The sequence below is a fragment of the Pseudomonas sp. GW823-FHT01D03 genome (assembly GCF_058798255.1).
Genome location: NZ_JBXAKK010000001.1, coordinates 5626516 through 5641003, shown reverse-complemented (window position 1 = coordinate 5641003; position 14488 = coordinate 5626516). Strand labels below are relative to the sequence as shown.

The window sequence follows — 14488 nt, the reverse complement described above, 5'->3', positions numbered from 1 at the left end:
GCGCTCTTTTCGAACCGTGTTGCCGTGTCCATGACTGCGTTGAAATACCTCCAGGCCTATCCCGCGCAATTGCAGGATCAGGTGCGCCAACTGATCGCCGAACAGCGTCTGGGTGACTACCTGAGCCAACGCTATCCGGGGCGTCACGATGTGCAGAGCGACAAGGCGCTGTACAGCTACGCGCTGGACCTGAAGCAGGAATACCTGCGCAACGCACCGGCCATCGACAAGGTGCTGTTCGACAACCGCCTCGACCTGACGCACCGCGCGCTGGGCCTGCACACCACGGTGTCAAGGGTGCAGGGCGGCAAGCTCAAGGCCAAGAAAGAGATTCGCATCGCCTCGCTGTTCAAGGAGGCGGCGCCCGAGTTCCTGAAAATGATCGTCGTGCATGAACTGGCGCACTTCAAGGAGTCGGATCACAACAAGGCCTTCTATAAATTGTGTGAACACATGCTGCCGGGGTATCACCAGATCGAGTTCGATCTGCGGGTGTACCTGACGTGGCGCGATATGCAATGAAGATCAAAAGATCGCAGCCTGCGGCAGCTCCTACAGTTGGGCTGCGATCTCATGTAGGAGCTGCCGCAGGCTGCGATCTTTTAACGTTGGGAGTGTTTAGATGGACGTAAGCAAGACCAAAAGCAGCTTTTACCGGCGCCTGTACGTGGCCTACCTGATCGACAGTGGCCTGGCCCCAAGCGTTCCGGCGCTGACCGAAGTGACCGGCATGCCCCGGCGCACGGCGCAGGACACGATCGCCGCGCTGGCGGATCTGGATATCGTCTGTGAATTCGAGCAGGAAGAGGGCGCGCGCAATCATGCCGGGCGCTATCGGATTCGCGAGTGGGGGGCGATTGATCGCGGGTGGATCGAGCGTAATCTGCGGCAGATCAAGGCTGTGCTGGAGTATCCCTGAGTTTTGCAGTGCCTGAGCTGACGCCTTCGCGAGCAAGCCCGCTCCCACAGTCGATCGAGTTCTTTCAGATGGAATGCAATCAAATGTGGGAGCGGGCTTGCTCGCGAAGGGGCCCTCAAGGACGACGCATGCCTATATGCGGAATGTCATCCTCCAGATACTCCTCACCCGCCACCACAAACCCGTACCTGCCGTAGTACCCCTGCAAATGCGCCTGCGCCGACAGATAGATCGGTACCTGCGGCCAGTGCTTCCCGGCCTGTTTCAGCGCGTGTTCCATCATCACATGCCCCAGCCCTTTACCACGGCCCTGCGGCGCAATGATCACGCGGCCGATCACCACGTCACCGCCCTGGGACTGGGGGTCGAGCAGGCGCAGATAAGCGATCAACTGATCGTCTTCCCAGCCCATCAAGTGATGAGTATCGCCAACCAGATCCTGGCCATCGAGGTCCGGGTAGGCGCATTTCTGTTCGACCACAAATACGTCCGAGCGCAGTTTCAGCAGCGCGTACAACTCTTCTTTGTCCAGATCGCTGTGATGCTTGCAGATCCACTCGATTGTCATCTTCCGACTCCTTGAACTCCGTCGCCCGATACTAAGGGCACAGGCGCTGGATGTCTGTATGGCGGAACAGTCTGTGACAAAGGTCAAAATGCCATCATTCCTTTCTCGCGACCGTCTCGGCTTTGTGTAATCTGCTGGAAAGCGCTGTGCGCTGGCTTCAATGAGCTACTGTTAGGGCCTGGGTTTCGCCGGTATGGGGCCTTGGGGTTTTGACTGAAAACACGCCGGGCAGCCCGCCCGCTAAGGATTTTCAAGCATGCCGCGACTGCATCGAGCCTTTGCGTTGATCGGACTGCTCTTGCTGGCCCAAACCGCCTCAGCGCAGAAGTTGCGACTGGTGTTTGATATCTGGCCGCCCTTTACCGACGACACGCTGGTCAACGGTGGCCTGGCCACCGACATCGTCAGCACCGCGCTGGCGCGGGCCGGTTACGCCAGCGACTATGAACAGGTACCTTGGGCGCGGGCGCTGCTGGGCGTTGGCGAAGGGCGTTACGACGTACTGGTCAACGCCTGGTACAACGACGAGCGGAAAAAAATCGGCCAGTTCTCTGGCGAATACCTGCTCAACCGCATCCGCTTTCTCAAGCGCAAGGACACGCCGCTGGAGTACGGCAGCCTGGAACAACTGCACACCTACCCGGTGGCGGTGGTGCGCGGTTATGCCTACTCGCAGGCCTTCGATGCCGATACCGCACTGGAGAAAGTCCCTGTGCATAACTTCGCCATGGCCGTGCGCATGCTGGCGGCGGACCGGGTCAAGCTGACCCTGGAAGATGAATACGTCGCGCGCTATTACCTGGCCCGCGAATCATCGAAAGTGCGCAACTCCGTGGAGTTTCTGCCCAAGCCGTTGAGCGAGAACAGCCTGCATATTCTGGTGAGTCTGAAGAATCCGCAGCATGAGCAGATTGTGGCCGGGTTCGATAAGGCGATTGCGGCGATGAAAGCGGACGGGAGTTATGACAAGTTGCTGCGCCAGCATGGGATGTAGAAGCTGATCCGGAATTTGTTAAGTGGCTGATGGCCCTATCGCGAGCAGGCTCACTCCTACAGTTTGAAATGCGTTCCCTTGTAGGAGTGAGCCTGCTCGCGATGGCGTCTGATCAGCCGCCGCTGACCTCGCGGGTGTCCTTGATCAGGTGCGCCGCCAACGTGCGCAACGGCCCCAACTGCCGGCAGATCAGCGCCAGTTGCGTCTGCACCAGTCGCTGTCCTTCATCGATTTCGTCCGGCATCTGCTCCAGCTCATTGGCCAGCGCTTCCTCTTCGTCACTCTGAATCGCCACCGGCTGCTTGTTCGCCAGGCCCTGGGCGATTTCGTCGATACTCGTCGCCAGCTTCACCCCGGCACCTTCAATCAAATGCTCACGCACATCGGCCGGCAATTGGGTTTCCCTGTGTGCGCCAAGCCCTGACAGATAACTCAACAAGGTGTGCGACAGCACCAGGAAGCGGAACCCGACATCCGCTTCCTTCCGGAAATGCCCCGGCTCCATCAGCATGTTGGCCAAGGTGGTCGACAGCGCCGCATCAGCGTTGTGCGCGTTGCGTCGGGCCAGGCGATAGGCGAGGTCGTCGCTCTTGCCGGCGGCGTATTGCTGCATGATCTGGCGCAGGTAGATGCTGTTGCAGGTCAGGGTGTTGGCCAGCACCTTGTTCAGGCGTCGGCCCTGCCAGTCCGGCAGGAACAGGAACACCGTCAGGCCGGCGATCAGGCTGCCGAGCAGGGTATCGAACAGGCGCGGCAGGAACAGCCCGTAGCCATCGCCGATCTGGTTGAAGCAGAACAGCACCATGATCGTGATCGCCGCCGTCGCCAGGGTGTAGCGCGTGGTGCGGTTGGTAAAGAACACCACCCCGGCGGCGATCGCGAAGCACGACTGCACCAGCGGACTGGGGAACAGATCGAACAGCGCCCAGGCCACGGTCAGGCCGATGGCGGTGCCGAGAATCCGCTGCCCGAGTTTGCGTCGGGTCGCGCCGTAGTTCGGTTGGCAGACGAACAGGGTGGTGAGGATGATCCAGTAACCCTGTGACGGGTGAATCAGGTGCACCATGCCGTAGCCGATACTCAGCGCCAGCGGCAGGCGCAGGGCGTGACGGAACAGCAAGGACGTCGGTGTCAGTTGCGTACGCAAGCGAATCCACACGTCCTTGAGGTTGCGCGGCGAGCGATCGAGCAGGCTGCTGTCGGTGGCGTCCGCCAAGGCGTCGGGGTTGCTGGCATCGCTGAGCAAACGGTCGAGGGTGCCGAGGTTGGCTGCCAGTGCGCGCAGCGAACGGAGCAAGCCGCGCCACGCCGGGTTGCTCTGGATGCGCAGGTGTTCAAGGGAGGCATCGAGGTCAGTCAGGGCTTCGGCAAAACTGGCGTCGTAGACGAACGGCTGGCGCATCTGGATCGATTCGGCCAGCGCGCGGCAGGCCTTGCCCTGCTGGCGCAACAAACGCTGGCAGCGGAACAGCACGTCGCTGTGGAAGAACGCATCGGCCAGCGCGTTATACGGATAGTGCGAGGAGCTGGCGCGCTCGTGGATGTCCTGAGCGAGGAAATACAGCTTCAGATAACGGCTGACTTTCGAGCCCGGGCGCCCGTTGCCGACCCGGTGCAGAATGATTTCCTTGGCACTGTTCAGCGCGGCGACCACGCGACCGTTTTGCTGCGCCAGTTCCAGCCGTCGGCCTTCGACATCCAGTTGGCGGATCGGCTCGAACAGCGAGGCTTTGAGCTTCAGGTAGAAACCCAGTTCACGGAACAGCCGCGCCAGACTCTGCTGCACCGGCTGGTTGGAAAACATCGCTTGCCACAGCACCGACAGCAGGCCGTACCACGCGGCACCCGCCACCAGCAGCATCGGTTCGTGCCAGAAATCGGTGACCGCACCGCCGCGCTGATCCACGCCGATCATGGTGTAGACCGACAGAATCAAGGTCGCCGAGGCAATCGCGCCGTAACGCTCGCCGAGCGCACCAAGCATGGTCAGGCCGAAGCTGGCCAATGCCAGGGCGATGGCAAACACGATGGGGTAGGGGAAGAGCAGTTCCACCGACAGCGCGGCGATACTGAAACATACCAGCGTTACGGCGAGGGCGTTGAGGCGCCCCTGCCAACTGTCGTCGGTCTCGGCCAGGGCGCTGGCGATGATCCCGAGGAACAATGGGATCAGCAGGCCCATTTCATCCTGATACCAACACAGCGCCATGCTGCCGGTCAGGGCGATGAACACCCGCACGCTGTAGCTGAATTTATCCAGCGCCCACAGGCGCCGCAAAGACTGACGAAACGAGGTCGAGGACATGAAGTGCGAAGGCCTTCCGAGGCGATGCCGCTAAATTGAGCCAGTAATGACGCCGACGCAATGGCGCCGATCACATCTGACAGCAAAAAGTGTTCCTTACTGCATCACGCATAACAACTGTGGGAGGGGGCTTGCTCCCGAAAGCGGTGTGTCATTCAACATGTATGTCGACTGATCCAGCGCATTCGCGAGCAAGCCCGCTCCCACAGTTTTTGATTTGTGTTGGATCAGACGTACTGCGCGGCGGCGTAGCCGGAAGCCCAGGCCCACTGGAAGTTGAAACCGCCCAGATGCCCGGTGACGTCGAGCACTTCGCCGACAAAATACAGCCCCGGGCTTTTCAGCGATTCCATGGTCTTGGACGACACTTCGCGGGTATCGACGCCACCCAGCGTGACCTCGGCGGTGCGATAGCCTTCGGTGCCGGCCGGGACGACTTTCCAGCTGCCGAGTTTGTCGGCGATCAGCGCCAGTTCGGCGTGGGTGTACTGCTTCATCGGTTTGGAAACGAACCAGTTGTCCGCCAGCAGGTTGGCCATCTTCTTGGTGAAGATTTCGCCGAGCAGGGTTTTCAGTTCGCTGTTCGGGCGCTCGGCCACTTGTTGTTGCAGCCACGCGGCGGTGTCGTGATCCGGCAGCAGGTTGATCTCCACGGTGTCGCCCGGCTCCCAGAACGACGAGATCTGCAGAATCGCCGGGCCGCTGAGGCCACGGTGAGTGAACAGGATGTTCTCGCGAAAGCTCTGGTCATTGCAGCTGACCAGGCAATCCACCGAAGTACCGGACAGCTCGGTGCAGAGTTCCTTGAGCTGATCGGTGATAGTAAACGGCACCAGTCCGGCGCGGGTCGGCAGCAGTTCATGGCCGAACTGTTTGGCCACCTGATAACCGAAGCCGGTAGCGCCCAGCGTCGGGATCGACAACCCGCCGGTGGCGATCACCAGCGATTGGCACTGAACCTGGCCGAGGGTGGTGTCGAGCAGGTAGCCGCTTTCGACCTTCTCGATGGTCTGGATCGAGGTGTCCAGGTGCAGCTCGACACCGACCTGATCGCACTCGTCGAGCAGCATGCCGAGGATGTCGCTGGATTTGTTATCGCAGAACAGCTGACCGAGTTTCTTCTCGTGGTACGGCACGCCGTGCTTGACGACCATGCCGATGAAATCCCACTGGGTGTAGCGCGCCAGTGCCGATTTGCAGAAATGCGGATTACCCGAGAGGAAATTGCCCGGCTCGGTGTACATGTTGGTGAAATTGCAGCGGCCACCACCGGACATCAGGATTTTCTTGCCGGCCTTGTTCGCATGATCGAGCAGCAACACCTGACGCCCACGCCCGGCGGCGGTCAGTGCACACATCAACCCTGCGGCGCCAGCGCCAATGATCACGACTTCGGTAGAGCGCAAAACGGTGTCCTCTTGGTAGGTCGCTACAAAACAAACTGTGGGAGCGGGCTTGCTCGCGAAAGCGGTATGTCAGTTGACACATAAGTCGCCTGATACACCGCATTCGCGAGCAAGTCCGCTCCCACAGGGGATCTTCTTTGCTTGGAAGATCGCTTACAAAACCCGCACGCGCAGCGAACGGCCCTTGATCTTGCCGTTGTTCAAGCGCTGCAACGCCTGCATGACCACGGTGCGTTCAACCGCCACATACGACTGGAAATCGAAGATCGCGATCTTGCCGACCTGCGCGCCGGGGATGCCGGCGTCGCCAGTCAGTGCGCCGAGGATGTCGCCCGGACGAACCTTGTCCTTGCGCCCGCCGGCGATGCACAGCGTGCTCATCGGTGGTTGCAGCGGAGCGCCGCCCTGGGACTTGAGGTTATCGACCTGATCCCAGTTCAACGGGGCTTTCTGCAACTGTTCGATGGCTTGCGCGCGATGTGCTTCGGACGGTGCGACGAGGCTGACCGCGATGCCTTTCTCGCCAGCACGACCGGTACGGCCAACGCGGTGGATGTGGATTTCCGAATCGCGGGCCAGCTCGACGTTGATCACCATGTCCAGCGCATCGATGTCCAGACCACGGGCGGCGACGTCGGTGGCGACCAGAACCGAAGTACTGCGGTTGGCGAACATCGCCAGCACTTGATCGCGATCACGCTGTTCCAGATCGCCGTGCAGGCCGACGGCGGAAATGCCTTTGGAGGTCAGGTGGTCAACGGTTTCCTGCACTTGCTGTTTGGTGAAGCAGAACGCCACGCAGGAGGCCGGGCGGAAGTGGTGCAGGACTTTGGTCACTGCGCTCATGCGCTCTTCCGGGGAAATCTCGTAGAAACGCTGCTCGATCTGCGTGTCGTCGTGGAACGCTTCGGCTTTCACCGTTTGCGGATCGCGCATGAATTTCGACGCCAGTTGCTTGATGCCCACCGGGTACGTGGCGGAGAACAGCAGGGTCTGACGGCGTGCCGGAGTCTTTTCGATGATGTCTTCGATGGCGTCGTAAAAGCCCATGTCGAGCATGCGGTCGGCTTCGTCGAGGATCAGCGTGTTCAGGCCGTCGAGCACCAGCGAACCCTTGCGCAGGTGTTGCTGGATACGCCCCGGGGTGCCGACGATGATGTGCGCGCCGTGTTCCAGCGAAGCGATCTGCGGGCCGAACGACACGCCGCCGCACAGGGTCAGGACTTTGATGTTGTCTTCGGCACGGGCCAGACGCCGGACTTCCTTGGCGACCTGATCGGCCAGCTCACGGGTCGGGCAGATCACCAGCGCCTGGCAACCGAAGTAGCGCGGGTTGATCGGATTGAGCAGGCCGATGCCGAAGGCGGCGGTCTTGCCGCTGCCGGTCTTGGCCTGGGCGATGAGGTCCATCCCCTTGAGGATCACCGGCAAGCTCTGCGCCTGGATCGGCGTCATCTGGGCATAACCGAGGGATTCGAGGTTAGCCAGCATGGCGGCGGACAGCGGCAGAGTATTAAAAGCGGTGGCGATGGTGGTCACGGGACTGGCCTGCAAAACAAAATGTCGCGCAGTGTAGCAGCCCCGTGCCACTTTCCTCGAAAGTTCTGGACGAACAGTGCCTGAAACCCATGAGAAGGGATTCAACTGTGGCGAGGGAGCTTGCTCCCGCTGGGGCGCGAAGCGGCCCCGCTCTTCTAGTCAAAAGAGGGACTGCTGCGCAGTCCAGCGGGAGCAAGCTCCCTCGCCACAAAAGCATTCACTGTTTGTTTAGTGTTCAATGTGCTCATCCGGATGTTCATCCGGGCGTTTGACCCGACGACCGTCCTCTTTCGACAGTTGCGAGAAGATCGTCGCCGCCAGCATCGCCATGATCCCCACCGTGACAAACGTCAGCTGGAACGCGCCCAGCACGGTCTCGACGCCGTCGTTGCCGATTTCCGCCGTAAACCCGCCGAGCAATGCACCGGCGCAGGCCACGCCCAGACTCAACGACAATTGCGCCACCACCGACAGCAAGCTGTTGCCGCTGCTGGCGCTGGCGTCGTCGAGGTCGATCAGGGTGACGGTGTTCATCGCGGTGAATTGCAGCGAGTTGATTGCGCCGAGAACCGCCAGCAGGCACAGCAGCAGCCAGTATGGCGTCTGCTCGCTGACCAGGCCCATGCTCGCCAGCATGATCCCCAGTGCCAGGGTGTTGCCGGTGAGCACGATGCGATAGCCAAGGCGTTCGATCAGCGGCCGCGCCATCCACTTGGCAAACATCGCCGCAGCGGCCAGCGGCAGCATGCTCATCCCGGCTTGCGACGGCGAGTAACCCAGCGCGACTTGCAGCAGCAACGGCACCAGAAACGGCAGGGCGCCGCTGCCGAGGCGGGCGAACAGGTTGCCGATGATTCCGACCGCGAAGGTTCGCGTCTTGAACAACGACGGGGCGAACAGTGGATTCTCGATACGCCCGGCGCGCAGCCAGTACGCCGCCAGACAGGCCAGACCGCCGAACAGCAGCAACATCACCCGCAGGTGCGGCAAGTGCAATTCGCCCAGACCTTCCATGGCGATGGTGATCAGGATCATCGCCGCGCCAAACAGCAGGAAACCGAGGCTATCGAAGCGCGTGCGTTCAGTACCGCGCAGGTCGGGGATGAATTTCCACACCGCGTAGCAGCCGAGAACACCGACCGGCAGGTTGATCAGGAAAATCCAGTGCCACGTCAGGTATTGCACCATCCAGCCGCCCATGGTCGGGCCGATCAGCGGGCCGAGCAGGCCGGGAATGGTGATGAAACCCATGATCCGCACCAGCTCCGAACGCGGATAGGCGCGCAGCACCACCAGCCGTCCGACCGGCAGCATCAACGCACCGCCCAGACCCTGGATCACCCGCGCGCCGACCAGCATGCTCAGGCTGCTGGACAAGGCGCAGAGCAGCGAGCCGAAACTGAACAGCAGGATCGCGCCGAAGAAAATCTTCTTGGTGCCGAAGCGATCGGCGATCCAGCCCGAAGCCGGAATCAGCAAGGCCACGGTGAGCATGTAGGCGATGACCACGCCTTGCATGCGCAACGGGTCTTCGGCCAGATCCCGGGCCATGGCCGGCAGGGCGGTGTTGAGGATGGTCCCGTCGAGGGACTGCATGAAGAACGCAATGGCGACGACCCACGGCAACCAGCGGGCGGTGATGGCGTCGAGAGGCGGGCGAGTGGGCATGGAACCTCTTGTGGTTGGGCGTTGATGCACAGGCTTTTGGTGGGAGCGGGCTTGCTCGCGAATGCATTGTGTCATTCAACATTTATTGTGGCTGACACACCGCTTTCGCGAGCAAGTCGAATCGTCGCACCGCCGCTCCCACAGTAGATCTCCAGTGTTTTGGAGATCCTGGTGTTACAGGGTCAAGGTCAGTCGGCTCACCAGCGCCCCCGGCAACAACGCCGACGAGGTATTGCGCTGGCTATACGTGCTCGCCGACAGCAGCAACTCGCGCTCGGCAGTCAATGCTTCCAGCTGCGAACCCAGCAGGCTGTAGGCGCTGTCGTCGAAGCGCATGGTGCTGACCGGCGCCTGAATCTCGCCGTTTTCGACCCAGAAAGTTGCGAAGCGAGTCATGCCGGTCAGGCGCGCCGCTGGTTGATCCGAGTAGTTCAGGTACCACAGGTTGCTGATGTACAGCCCGGTGCCCAACTGCTTGAGGATCTCTGCCTGTGACAGATCACCGGCCGCCATGTTCAGCGCACTCGGCATTTCACCGCCGCCGGCGCCGTTGGCGGTCAGGCCGTATTCGGCGGCACTGCGCGAACCGACCAGTTGATCGCCAGCCTTGCCTTCGACGATCAGTCGCAGATCGCTGCGCGGATAACCCTCGCCGGAGAACGCCGGGCTCAACGAACCGCTGACTTGCTCATCCAGTGAGACCAGCGGACTGAACGCCTGATCGCCGACATACAGCTTCTGCAGCGGGCTGCTTTTGCTGGCAATCGACTGCGCCGAGAAACCGCCCCAGCTGAGCATGCCCATGATTTCCTCCAGCGCGGCCGGCGCCAGGTACGCGCGGTATTGCCCCGGTGCCAGAGTGCGCAACGGTCGACCGAGGAACGCCAGTTGCTCGCGCGCCTGCTGGAAGCGGCGGGCGAAGCCTTCGCTGCTCCACTCGTGCCCGGCGTAGCTTGCTTTCACTGCTTCGCCGTTGTCGTGGAACAGGCTGAAGTCGAAGTTGAAGCTGTTGGCCTGATGCCAGCCGAACGCCCCCGATGAACTGGCGAAACCGCGGCTGATCGGGCCGGCAGCATAGAAGCCGACCAGATCCAGACCTTCAGCAGCGCTGCAGATTTCCTCGACCACCTGCTCGGTGTCCGGCAGCGGATGTTCCTGCACGTTGTTGCTCTGCCAGCCGTTGTGGTTGAGCAGCAGGTACGGATCCTGTGGCAGCAGCGGCAGGGTTTCGCGCAATTGTTGCAGGCCTTCGGCGAGGCGTTGCAGATCGGCTTCCTGATCACCGGACAGGGTGATATGCAGGTCGGCATGACGGCCGTCGTTGATCAGCTTCAGCCCTACGTCGGCTTGCTGCACTTGGCCGGCCTGACGCACCTTGGCGTGATTGAAACGCACGAACGCCGAGGACTCGGCGGCGTAGCTGAGGGTGAATTGTTCCGGCTCGCGCACACTGTCGCGCAGCCAATTGACCATGACCTTGAAGGCGTCGGACTGACTCTTCGAAATGCTCATCAGGCGTCTCCCCCAAACACATCAACGTTGCTGAATACGCAGGCCGGCGAAGCGTGGCCGACGCGGATCACCTGGTTTGGCTCGCCCTTGCCGCAGTTTGGCGTGCCCAGCACCATTCGGGTGCCGGCATTGCCGACCGCGCGCAGACTCTTCCAGAAGTGCGCGGAAATGCCCCGGTAATTCGGATTTTTCACCACACCCTTGAGTTCGCCGTTCTCGATCAACTGACCCCACTCGCAACCAAACTGGAATTTGTTGCGCGCATCGTCAATCGACCACGAACGGTTGGTGCTCATCAGAATGCCGTGCTCGATGCCGCTGATCAGTTGCGTCAGCGACTGATCGCCCGGCTCGATGTTGAGGTTGGCCATGCGGTCGATCGGCGGCCGGTTCCAGCCGCAGGCGCGGCTGTTGGCAACCCCGTCGAGACCGGCTCGGAACTGTGACAGTGCCCCGCCGAGTGGTCGCAACAGCAAGCCTTCGCGAATCAGGAATTGTTTGCTGGCCTTGCTGCCGTCGTCATCGTGGCCGTAACTGGCCAGCTCTTCGGGAATGTCCGGATCGAAGGTCACGTTGAGCAGCTTCGAACCGTATTGCAGGCTGCCGAAGTCGCTGGTTTTGACGAAGCTGGTGCCGGCGTAGTTGCGCTCGTCACCGAGGATGCGGTCGAGCTCCAGCGGGTGACCGATCGACTCGTGGATCTGCAGCATCATCTGGTCAGGCATCAGCAACAGATCGCGCGGGCCTTGCGGGGTGTTCGGCGCGAGCAACAGTTGCAGGGCCTGATCGGCCACTTGTGGGCCCGCGCCGACCAGGCCGCAACGGCTGATCACGTCGGCGCCACCCTGCTGGCCGAAGTTTTCGCGGCCGAGGGAGCGGGTCTGGCTGTCGTTGCCGTCGTAGGCAGTGACGTCGAGACTTGGATAAACGAAGCGTTGGGCCTGGCGTAATTCGGCACCGGCGCTGCTCAGGTAGATCTGCTCGACGTAGGTGATGCCGATGCTCGCCTGCCAATTCACCAGGCGCTCATCCTTTGGCACCGAGGCGGATTCCGCGCCGAGCAGTTCGAAGCATTCGCTCAGGGACGGGAAGGGTTGTTCGAGGTTGGGCGACAAGTAATCAGCGCGATCGCTCGACACTGGCTGATCGCGCAGATCGAGCAAGGCGTGCGGCTTGAGTCGCCGGGCCTGCTGTTCGGCGCGTTCGAGGGCGGCTTGCAGGCCTTGCTGCCTCAGGTCGTTGGTCGCCGCATAGGCTTCAACGCCGTTGACCCGCACAGTAAGCATCGCGCCTTCGTCACGGCTCAGGCTCGGCGGTTCGGCGACGTTCTTGCGCACCGACAGGTACTGGCCGGACTCGCGCACATACCGCAGGGAAAAAAACTCGGCGCCCGTGCGCAAGGCAGCGAAGCGCTGCTTGAGCTGGGGGTGAAAATCGAACATTCGGGAACCTCCTTGTTATGGAGTTGCGGGGTGAAGCGATTCGGCGGGGAGGGGTGAAACGATTGCGCGAGGTCTAGAGTAGGCCTGCGTGGGGGTAGGATCAAGTGAAGAGGGGGTGTAGGAGGATTTACTGTGCAGCAGGGGGGAGGGGTATTGAATTGCAGGGCCTCATCGCGAGCAGGCTCACTCCTACAGTTAATCTCCAGTGTTCACATAATGTGTGGTCGCTGGAGATCCTTGTAGGAGTGAGCCTGCTCGCGATTAGCCGTGACGCGGTATTACGTCTTACTGAGCAACAGGCGTGATATCACGCATCGGCTTGCCCTTCACCGGCGCACCGCCAGCAACGTAGTAGGCAGCATTGCTGCGCGGCAGTGGCTTGCGGCCACGGATCTTGTCGGCGATTTTCTCGGCGATCATGATCGTCGGCGCGTTGAGGTTACCGGTGGTGATGATCGGCATGATCGAAGCATCGACCACACGCAGGCTTTGCATGCCGTGCACGCGACCTTCGCCATCCACTACGGCCATCTCGTCGGTGCCCATCTTGCACGAGCAGGACGGGTGGAACGCGGTTTCGGCGTGCTCGCGAATGAACTTGTCCAGCTGCTCATCGGTTTGCACTTCGATGCCCGGGCTGATTTCGCGGCCACGGAAGGCGTCCAGTGCCGGCTGTTGCATGATTTCGCGGGTCAGGCGGATGCCGTCACGGAATTCCTGCCAGTCCTGCTCGGTGGCCATGTAGTTGAACAGGATGCTCGGGTGCTGACGCGGATCCTTGGACTTCAACTGGATGCGGCCACGGCTCGGCGAGCGCATGGAACCCATGTGCGCCTGGAAACCGTGCTCTTTCACACCGTTGCTGCCGTTGTAGTTAATCGCTACTGGCAGGAAGTGGTACTGGATGTTCGGCCACTCGAATTCCGGACGCGAACGAATGAACCCGCCGGCTTCGAACTGGTTGCTGGCGCCGATGCCGGTGCCATTGAACAGCCACTCGGCACCGATGGCTGGCTGGTTGTACCAGAGCAGCGACGGGTACAGCGAGACCGGTTGGGTGCAAGCGTATTGCAGGTACAGCTCAAGGTGATCCTGCAGGTTTTCACCGACGCCCGGCAGGTCATGAACCACCGGGATGTCGAGGCTTTCCAGCAGTTTTGCCGGGCCGACACCGGAGCGCTGCAGAATCTGCGGCGAAGCGATGGCGCCGGAGCACAGCAGGACTTCCTTGCGTGCCTTGGCTTCAACGCGCTCTTCCGCCGAACCGACCAGGTAACGCACGCCGACCGCACGTTTGCCTTCGAACAGAATCTTGTCGGTCAGGGCGTGGGTGACGATGGTCAGGGTCGAACGCTTTTTCGCGACGTCGAGGTAGCCACGGGCGGTGGAAGCACGACGGCCGTTCGGCGTCACGGTGCGATCCATCGGGCCGAAGCCTTCCTGCTGGTAGCCGTTCAAGTCTTCGGTACGCGGGTAACCGGCCTGCACGCCGGCTTCAACCATGGCGTGGAACAGCGGGTTGTTGCCCGCCTTCGGCGTGGTCACGCTGACCGGGCCGTCGCCACCGTGGTAGTCGTTCGGGCCGATGTCGCGGGTTTCCGCTTTACGGAAGTACGGCAGGCAGTCGAGGTACGACCAGTCTTCCAGACCTGGCAGTTTCGCCCAGCCGTCGTAGTCCATGGCGTTGCCACGGATGTAGCACATGCCGTTGATCAGCGAGGAGCCGCCGAGGCCCTTGCCGCGACCGCACTCCATCCGGCGACCGTCCATGTGTGGCTCCGGATCGGTTTCGTACGCCCAGTTGTAGCGACGACCTTGCAGCGGGAATGCCAGCGCGGCCGGCATTTGCGTGCGGAAGTCAAAACGGTAGTCCGGGCCACCTGCTTCGAGCAGCAGCACGGTGACGCCTTCGTCTTCAGTCAGACGGGTCGCCAGGGTGTTACCGGCCGAGCCGGCACCGATGATGATGTAATCGAATTCTTGGGACATTGAATGCACCCTCTTTAGATGTGGTCAGGCTGCCGAGTGGCCACTTTCTGTGGCGAGGGAGCTTGCTCCCGCTCGACTGCGAAGCAGTCGCAGAACCTGCGACCGAGCTCTGTCTGGATGAGCGCGGTGTCTGCAGTTGGGGCCGC

11 protein-coding genes are annotated in these 14488 nt (G+C 61.5%); 3 read left to right on the top strand and 8 right to left on the bottom strand.

Going from position 1 to position 14488, the window contains the following annotated elements:
• Positions 1-30 precede the first annotated feature (30 nt).
• Together AC1RBR_RS25030 and AC1RBR_RS25025 are read left to right on the top strand one after the other, a co-directional pair.
• Positions 31-522 (top strand): M48 metallopeptidase family protein, encoded by a 492-nt coding sequence (locus AC1RBR_RS25030; RefSeq protein ID WP_481395966.1) that lies wholly within the window; start codon positions 31-33, stop codon positions 520-522.
• A 100-nt stretch (positions 523-622) separates the two neighbouring features.
• Positions 623-919 (top strand): winged helix-turn-helix domain-containing protein, encoded by a 297-nt coding sequence (locus tag AC1RBR_RS25025; protein ID WP_003229005.1) that lies wholly within the window; start codon positions 623-625, stop codon positions 917-919.
• A gap of 115 nt (positions 920-1034) precedes the next feature.
• Here the strand turns inward: AC1RBR_RS25025 and AC1RBR_RS25020 are convergent, their stop codons facing one another.
• Entirely contained in the window at positions 1035-1487 is a 453-nt protein-coding gene (locus tag AC1RBR_RS25020) for a GNAT family N-acetyltransferase (protein ID WP_492567009.1), read from the bottom strand.
• Positions 1488-1743: 256 nt separating this feature from the next.
• Here AC1RBR_RS25020 and AC1RBR_RS25015 point away from each other — a divergent pair, with 256 nt between their 5' ends.
• Complete coding sequence (locus AC1RBR_RS25015; protein WP_492567007.1) at positions 1744-2481, top strand: substrate-binding periplasmic protein; 738 nt, start codon at positions 1744-1746, stop codon at positions 2479-2481.
• A gap of 112 nt (positions 2482-2593) precedes the next feature.
• Here the strand turns inward: AC1RBR_RS25015 and yccS are convergent, their stop codons facing one another.
• The 7 genes from yccS to betA all read right to left on the bottom strand — a co-directional run bounded on the left by yccS (position 2594) and on the right by betA (position 14342).
• Positions 2594-4786 (bottom strand): YccS family putative transporter, encoded by a 2193-nt coding sequence (gene yccS / locus AC1RBR_RS25010; RefSeq protein ID WP_481395964.1) that lies wholly within the window; start codon positions 4784-4786, stop codon positions 2594-2596.
• Between the two features lie 227 nt (positions 4787-5013).
• Positions 5014-6192 carry a BaiN/RdsA family NAD(P)/FAD-dependent oxidoreductase gene (locus AC1RBR_RS25005; protein WP_492567005.1) on the bottom strand — a complete coding sequence of 393 codons (1179 nt, stop codon included), beginning with the start codon at positions 6190-6192 and terminating at the stop codon, positions 5014-5016.
• 153 nt (positions 6193-6345) lie between these two features.
• Positions 6346-7731 carry an ATP-dependent RNA helicase DbpA gene (dbpA, locus tag AC1RBR_RS25000; protein WP_007962660.1) on the bottom strand — a complete coding sequence of 462 codons (1386 nt, stop codon included), beginning with the start codon at positions 7729-7731 and terminating at the stop codon, positions 6346-6348.
• 228 nt (positions 7732-7959) lie between these two features.
• The gene (gene mdtD / locus AC1RBR_RS24995) at positions 7960-9399 is read right to left on the bottom strand and encodes a multidrug transporter subunit MdtD (RefSeq protein WP_095137487.1); all 1440 of its coding nucleotides are present in this window, start codon (positions 9397-9399) and stop codon (positions 7960-7962) included.
• A 174-nt stretch (positions 9400-9573) separates the two neighbouring features.
• On the bottom strand, positions 9574-10911 hold the full coding sequence (locus tag AC1RBR_RS24990; RefSeq protein ID WP_481395962.1) for a TldD/PmbA family protein: 1338 nt from the start codon (positions 10909-10911) through the stop codon (positions 9574-9576).
• Positions 10911-12353: a TldD/PmbA family protein gene (locus AC1RBR_RS24985; protein WP_492567002.1), complete on the bottom strand. Its 1443-nt coding sequence runs from the start codon at positions 12351-12353 to the stop codon at positions 10911-10913. Before AC1RBR_RS24985 ends, AC1RBR_RS24990 begins: the two co-directional genes overlap by 1 nt.
• Before the next feature lie 285 nt (positions 12354-12638).
• Positions 12639-14342, bottom strand: coding sequence for a choline dehydrogenase (gene betA / locus AC1RBR_RS24980; protein ID WP_115985990.1), 1704 nt, complete (start codon positions 14340-14342; stop codon positions 12639-12641).
• Positions 14343-14488: the final 146 nt, after the last annotated feature.

Bases quoted from the DNA above. Each gene is read 5' to 3' on its own strand.
- AC1RBR_RS25030 (WP_481395966.1), top strand. From the start codon at position 31: ATGACTGCGTTGAAATACCTCCAGGCCTATCCCGCGCAATTGCAGGAT.
- AC1RBR_RS25025 (WP_003229005.1), top strand. From the start codon at position 623: ATGGACGTAAGCAAGACCAAAAGCAGCTTTTACCGGCGCCTGTACGTG.
- AC1RBR_RS25020 (WP_492567009.1), bottom strand. From the start codon at position 1,487: ATGACAATCGAGTGGATCTGCAAGCATCACAGCGATCTGGACAAAGAA.
- AC1RBR_RS25015 (WP_492567007.1), top strand. From the start codon at position 1,744: ATGCCGCGACTGCATCGAGCCTTTGCGTTGATCGGACTGCTCTTGCTG.
- yccS (WP_481395964.1), bottom strand. From the start codon at position 4,786: ATGTCCTCGACCTCGTTTCGTCAGTCTTTGCGGCGCCTGTGGGCGCTG.
- mdtD (WP_095137487.1), bottom strand. From the start codon at position 9,399: ATGCCCACTCGCCCGCCTCTCGACGCCATCACCGCCCGCTGGTTGCCG.
- AC1RBR_RS24990 (WP_481395962.1), bottom strand. From the start codon at position 10,911: ATGAGCATTTCGAAGAGTCAGTCCGACGCCTTCAAGGTCATGGTCAAT.
- AC1RBR_RS24985 (WP_492567002.1), bottom strand. From the start codon at position 12,353: ATGTTCGATTTTCACCCCCAGCTCAAGCAGCGCTTCGCTGCCTTGCGC.
- betA (WP_115985990.1), bottom strand. From the start codon at position 14,342: ATGTCCCAAGAATTCGATTACATCATCATCGGTGCCGGCTCGGCCGGT.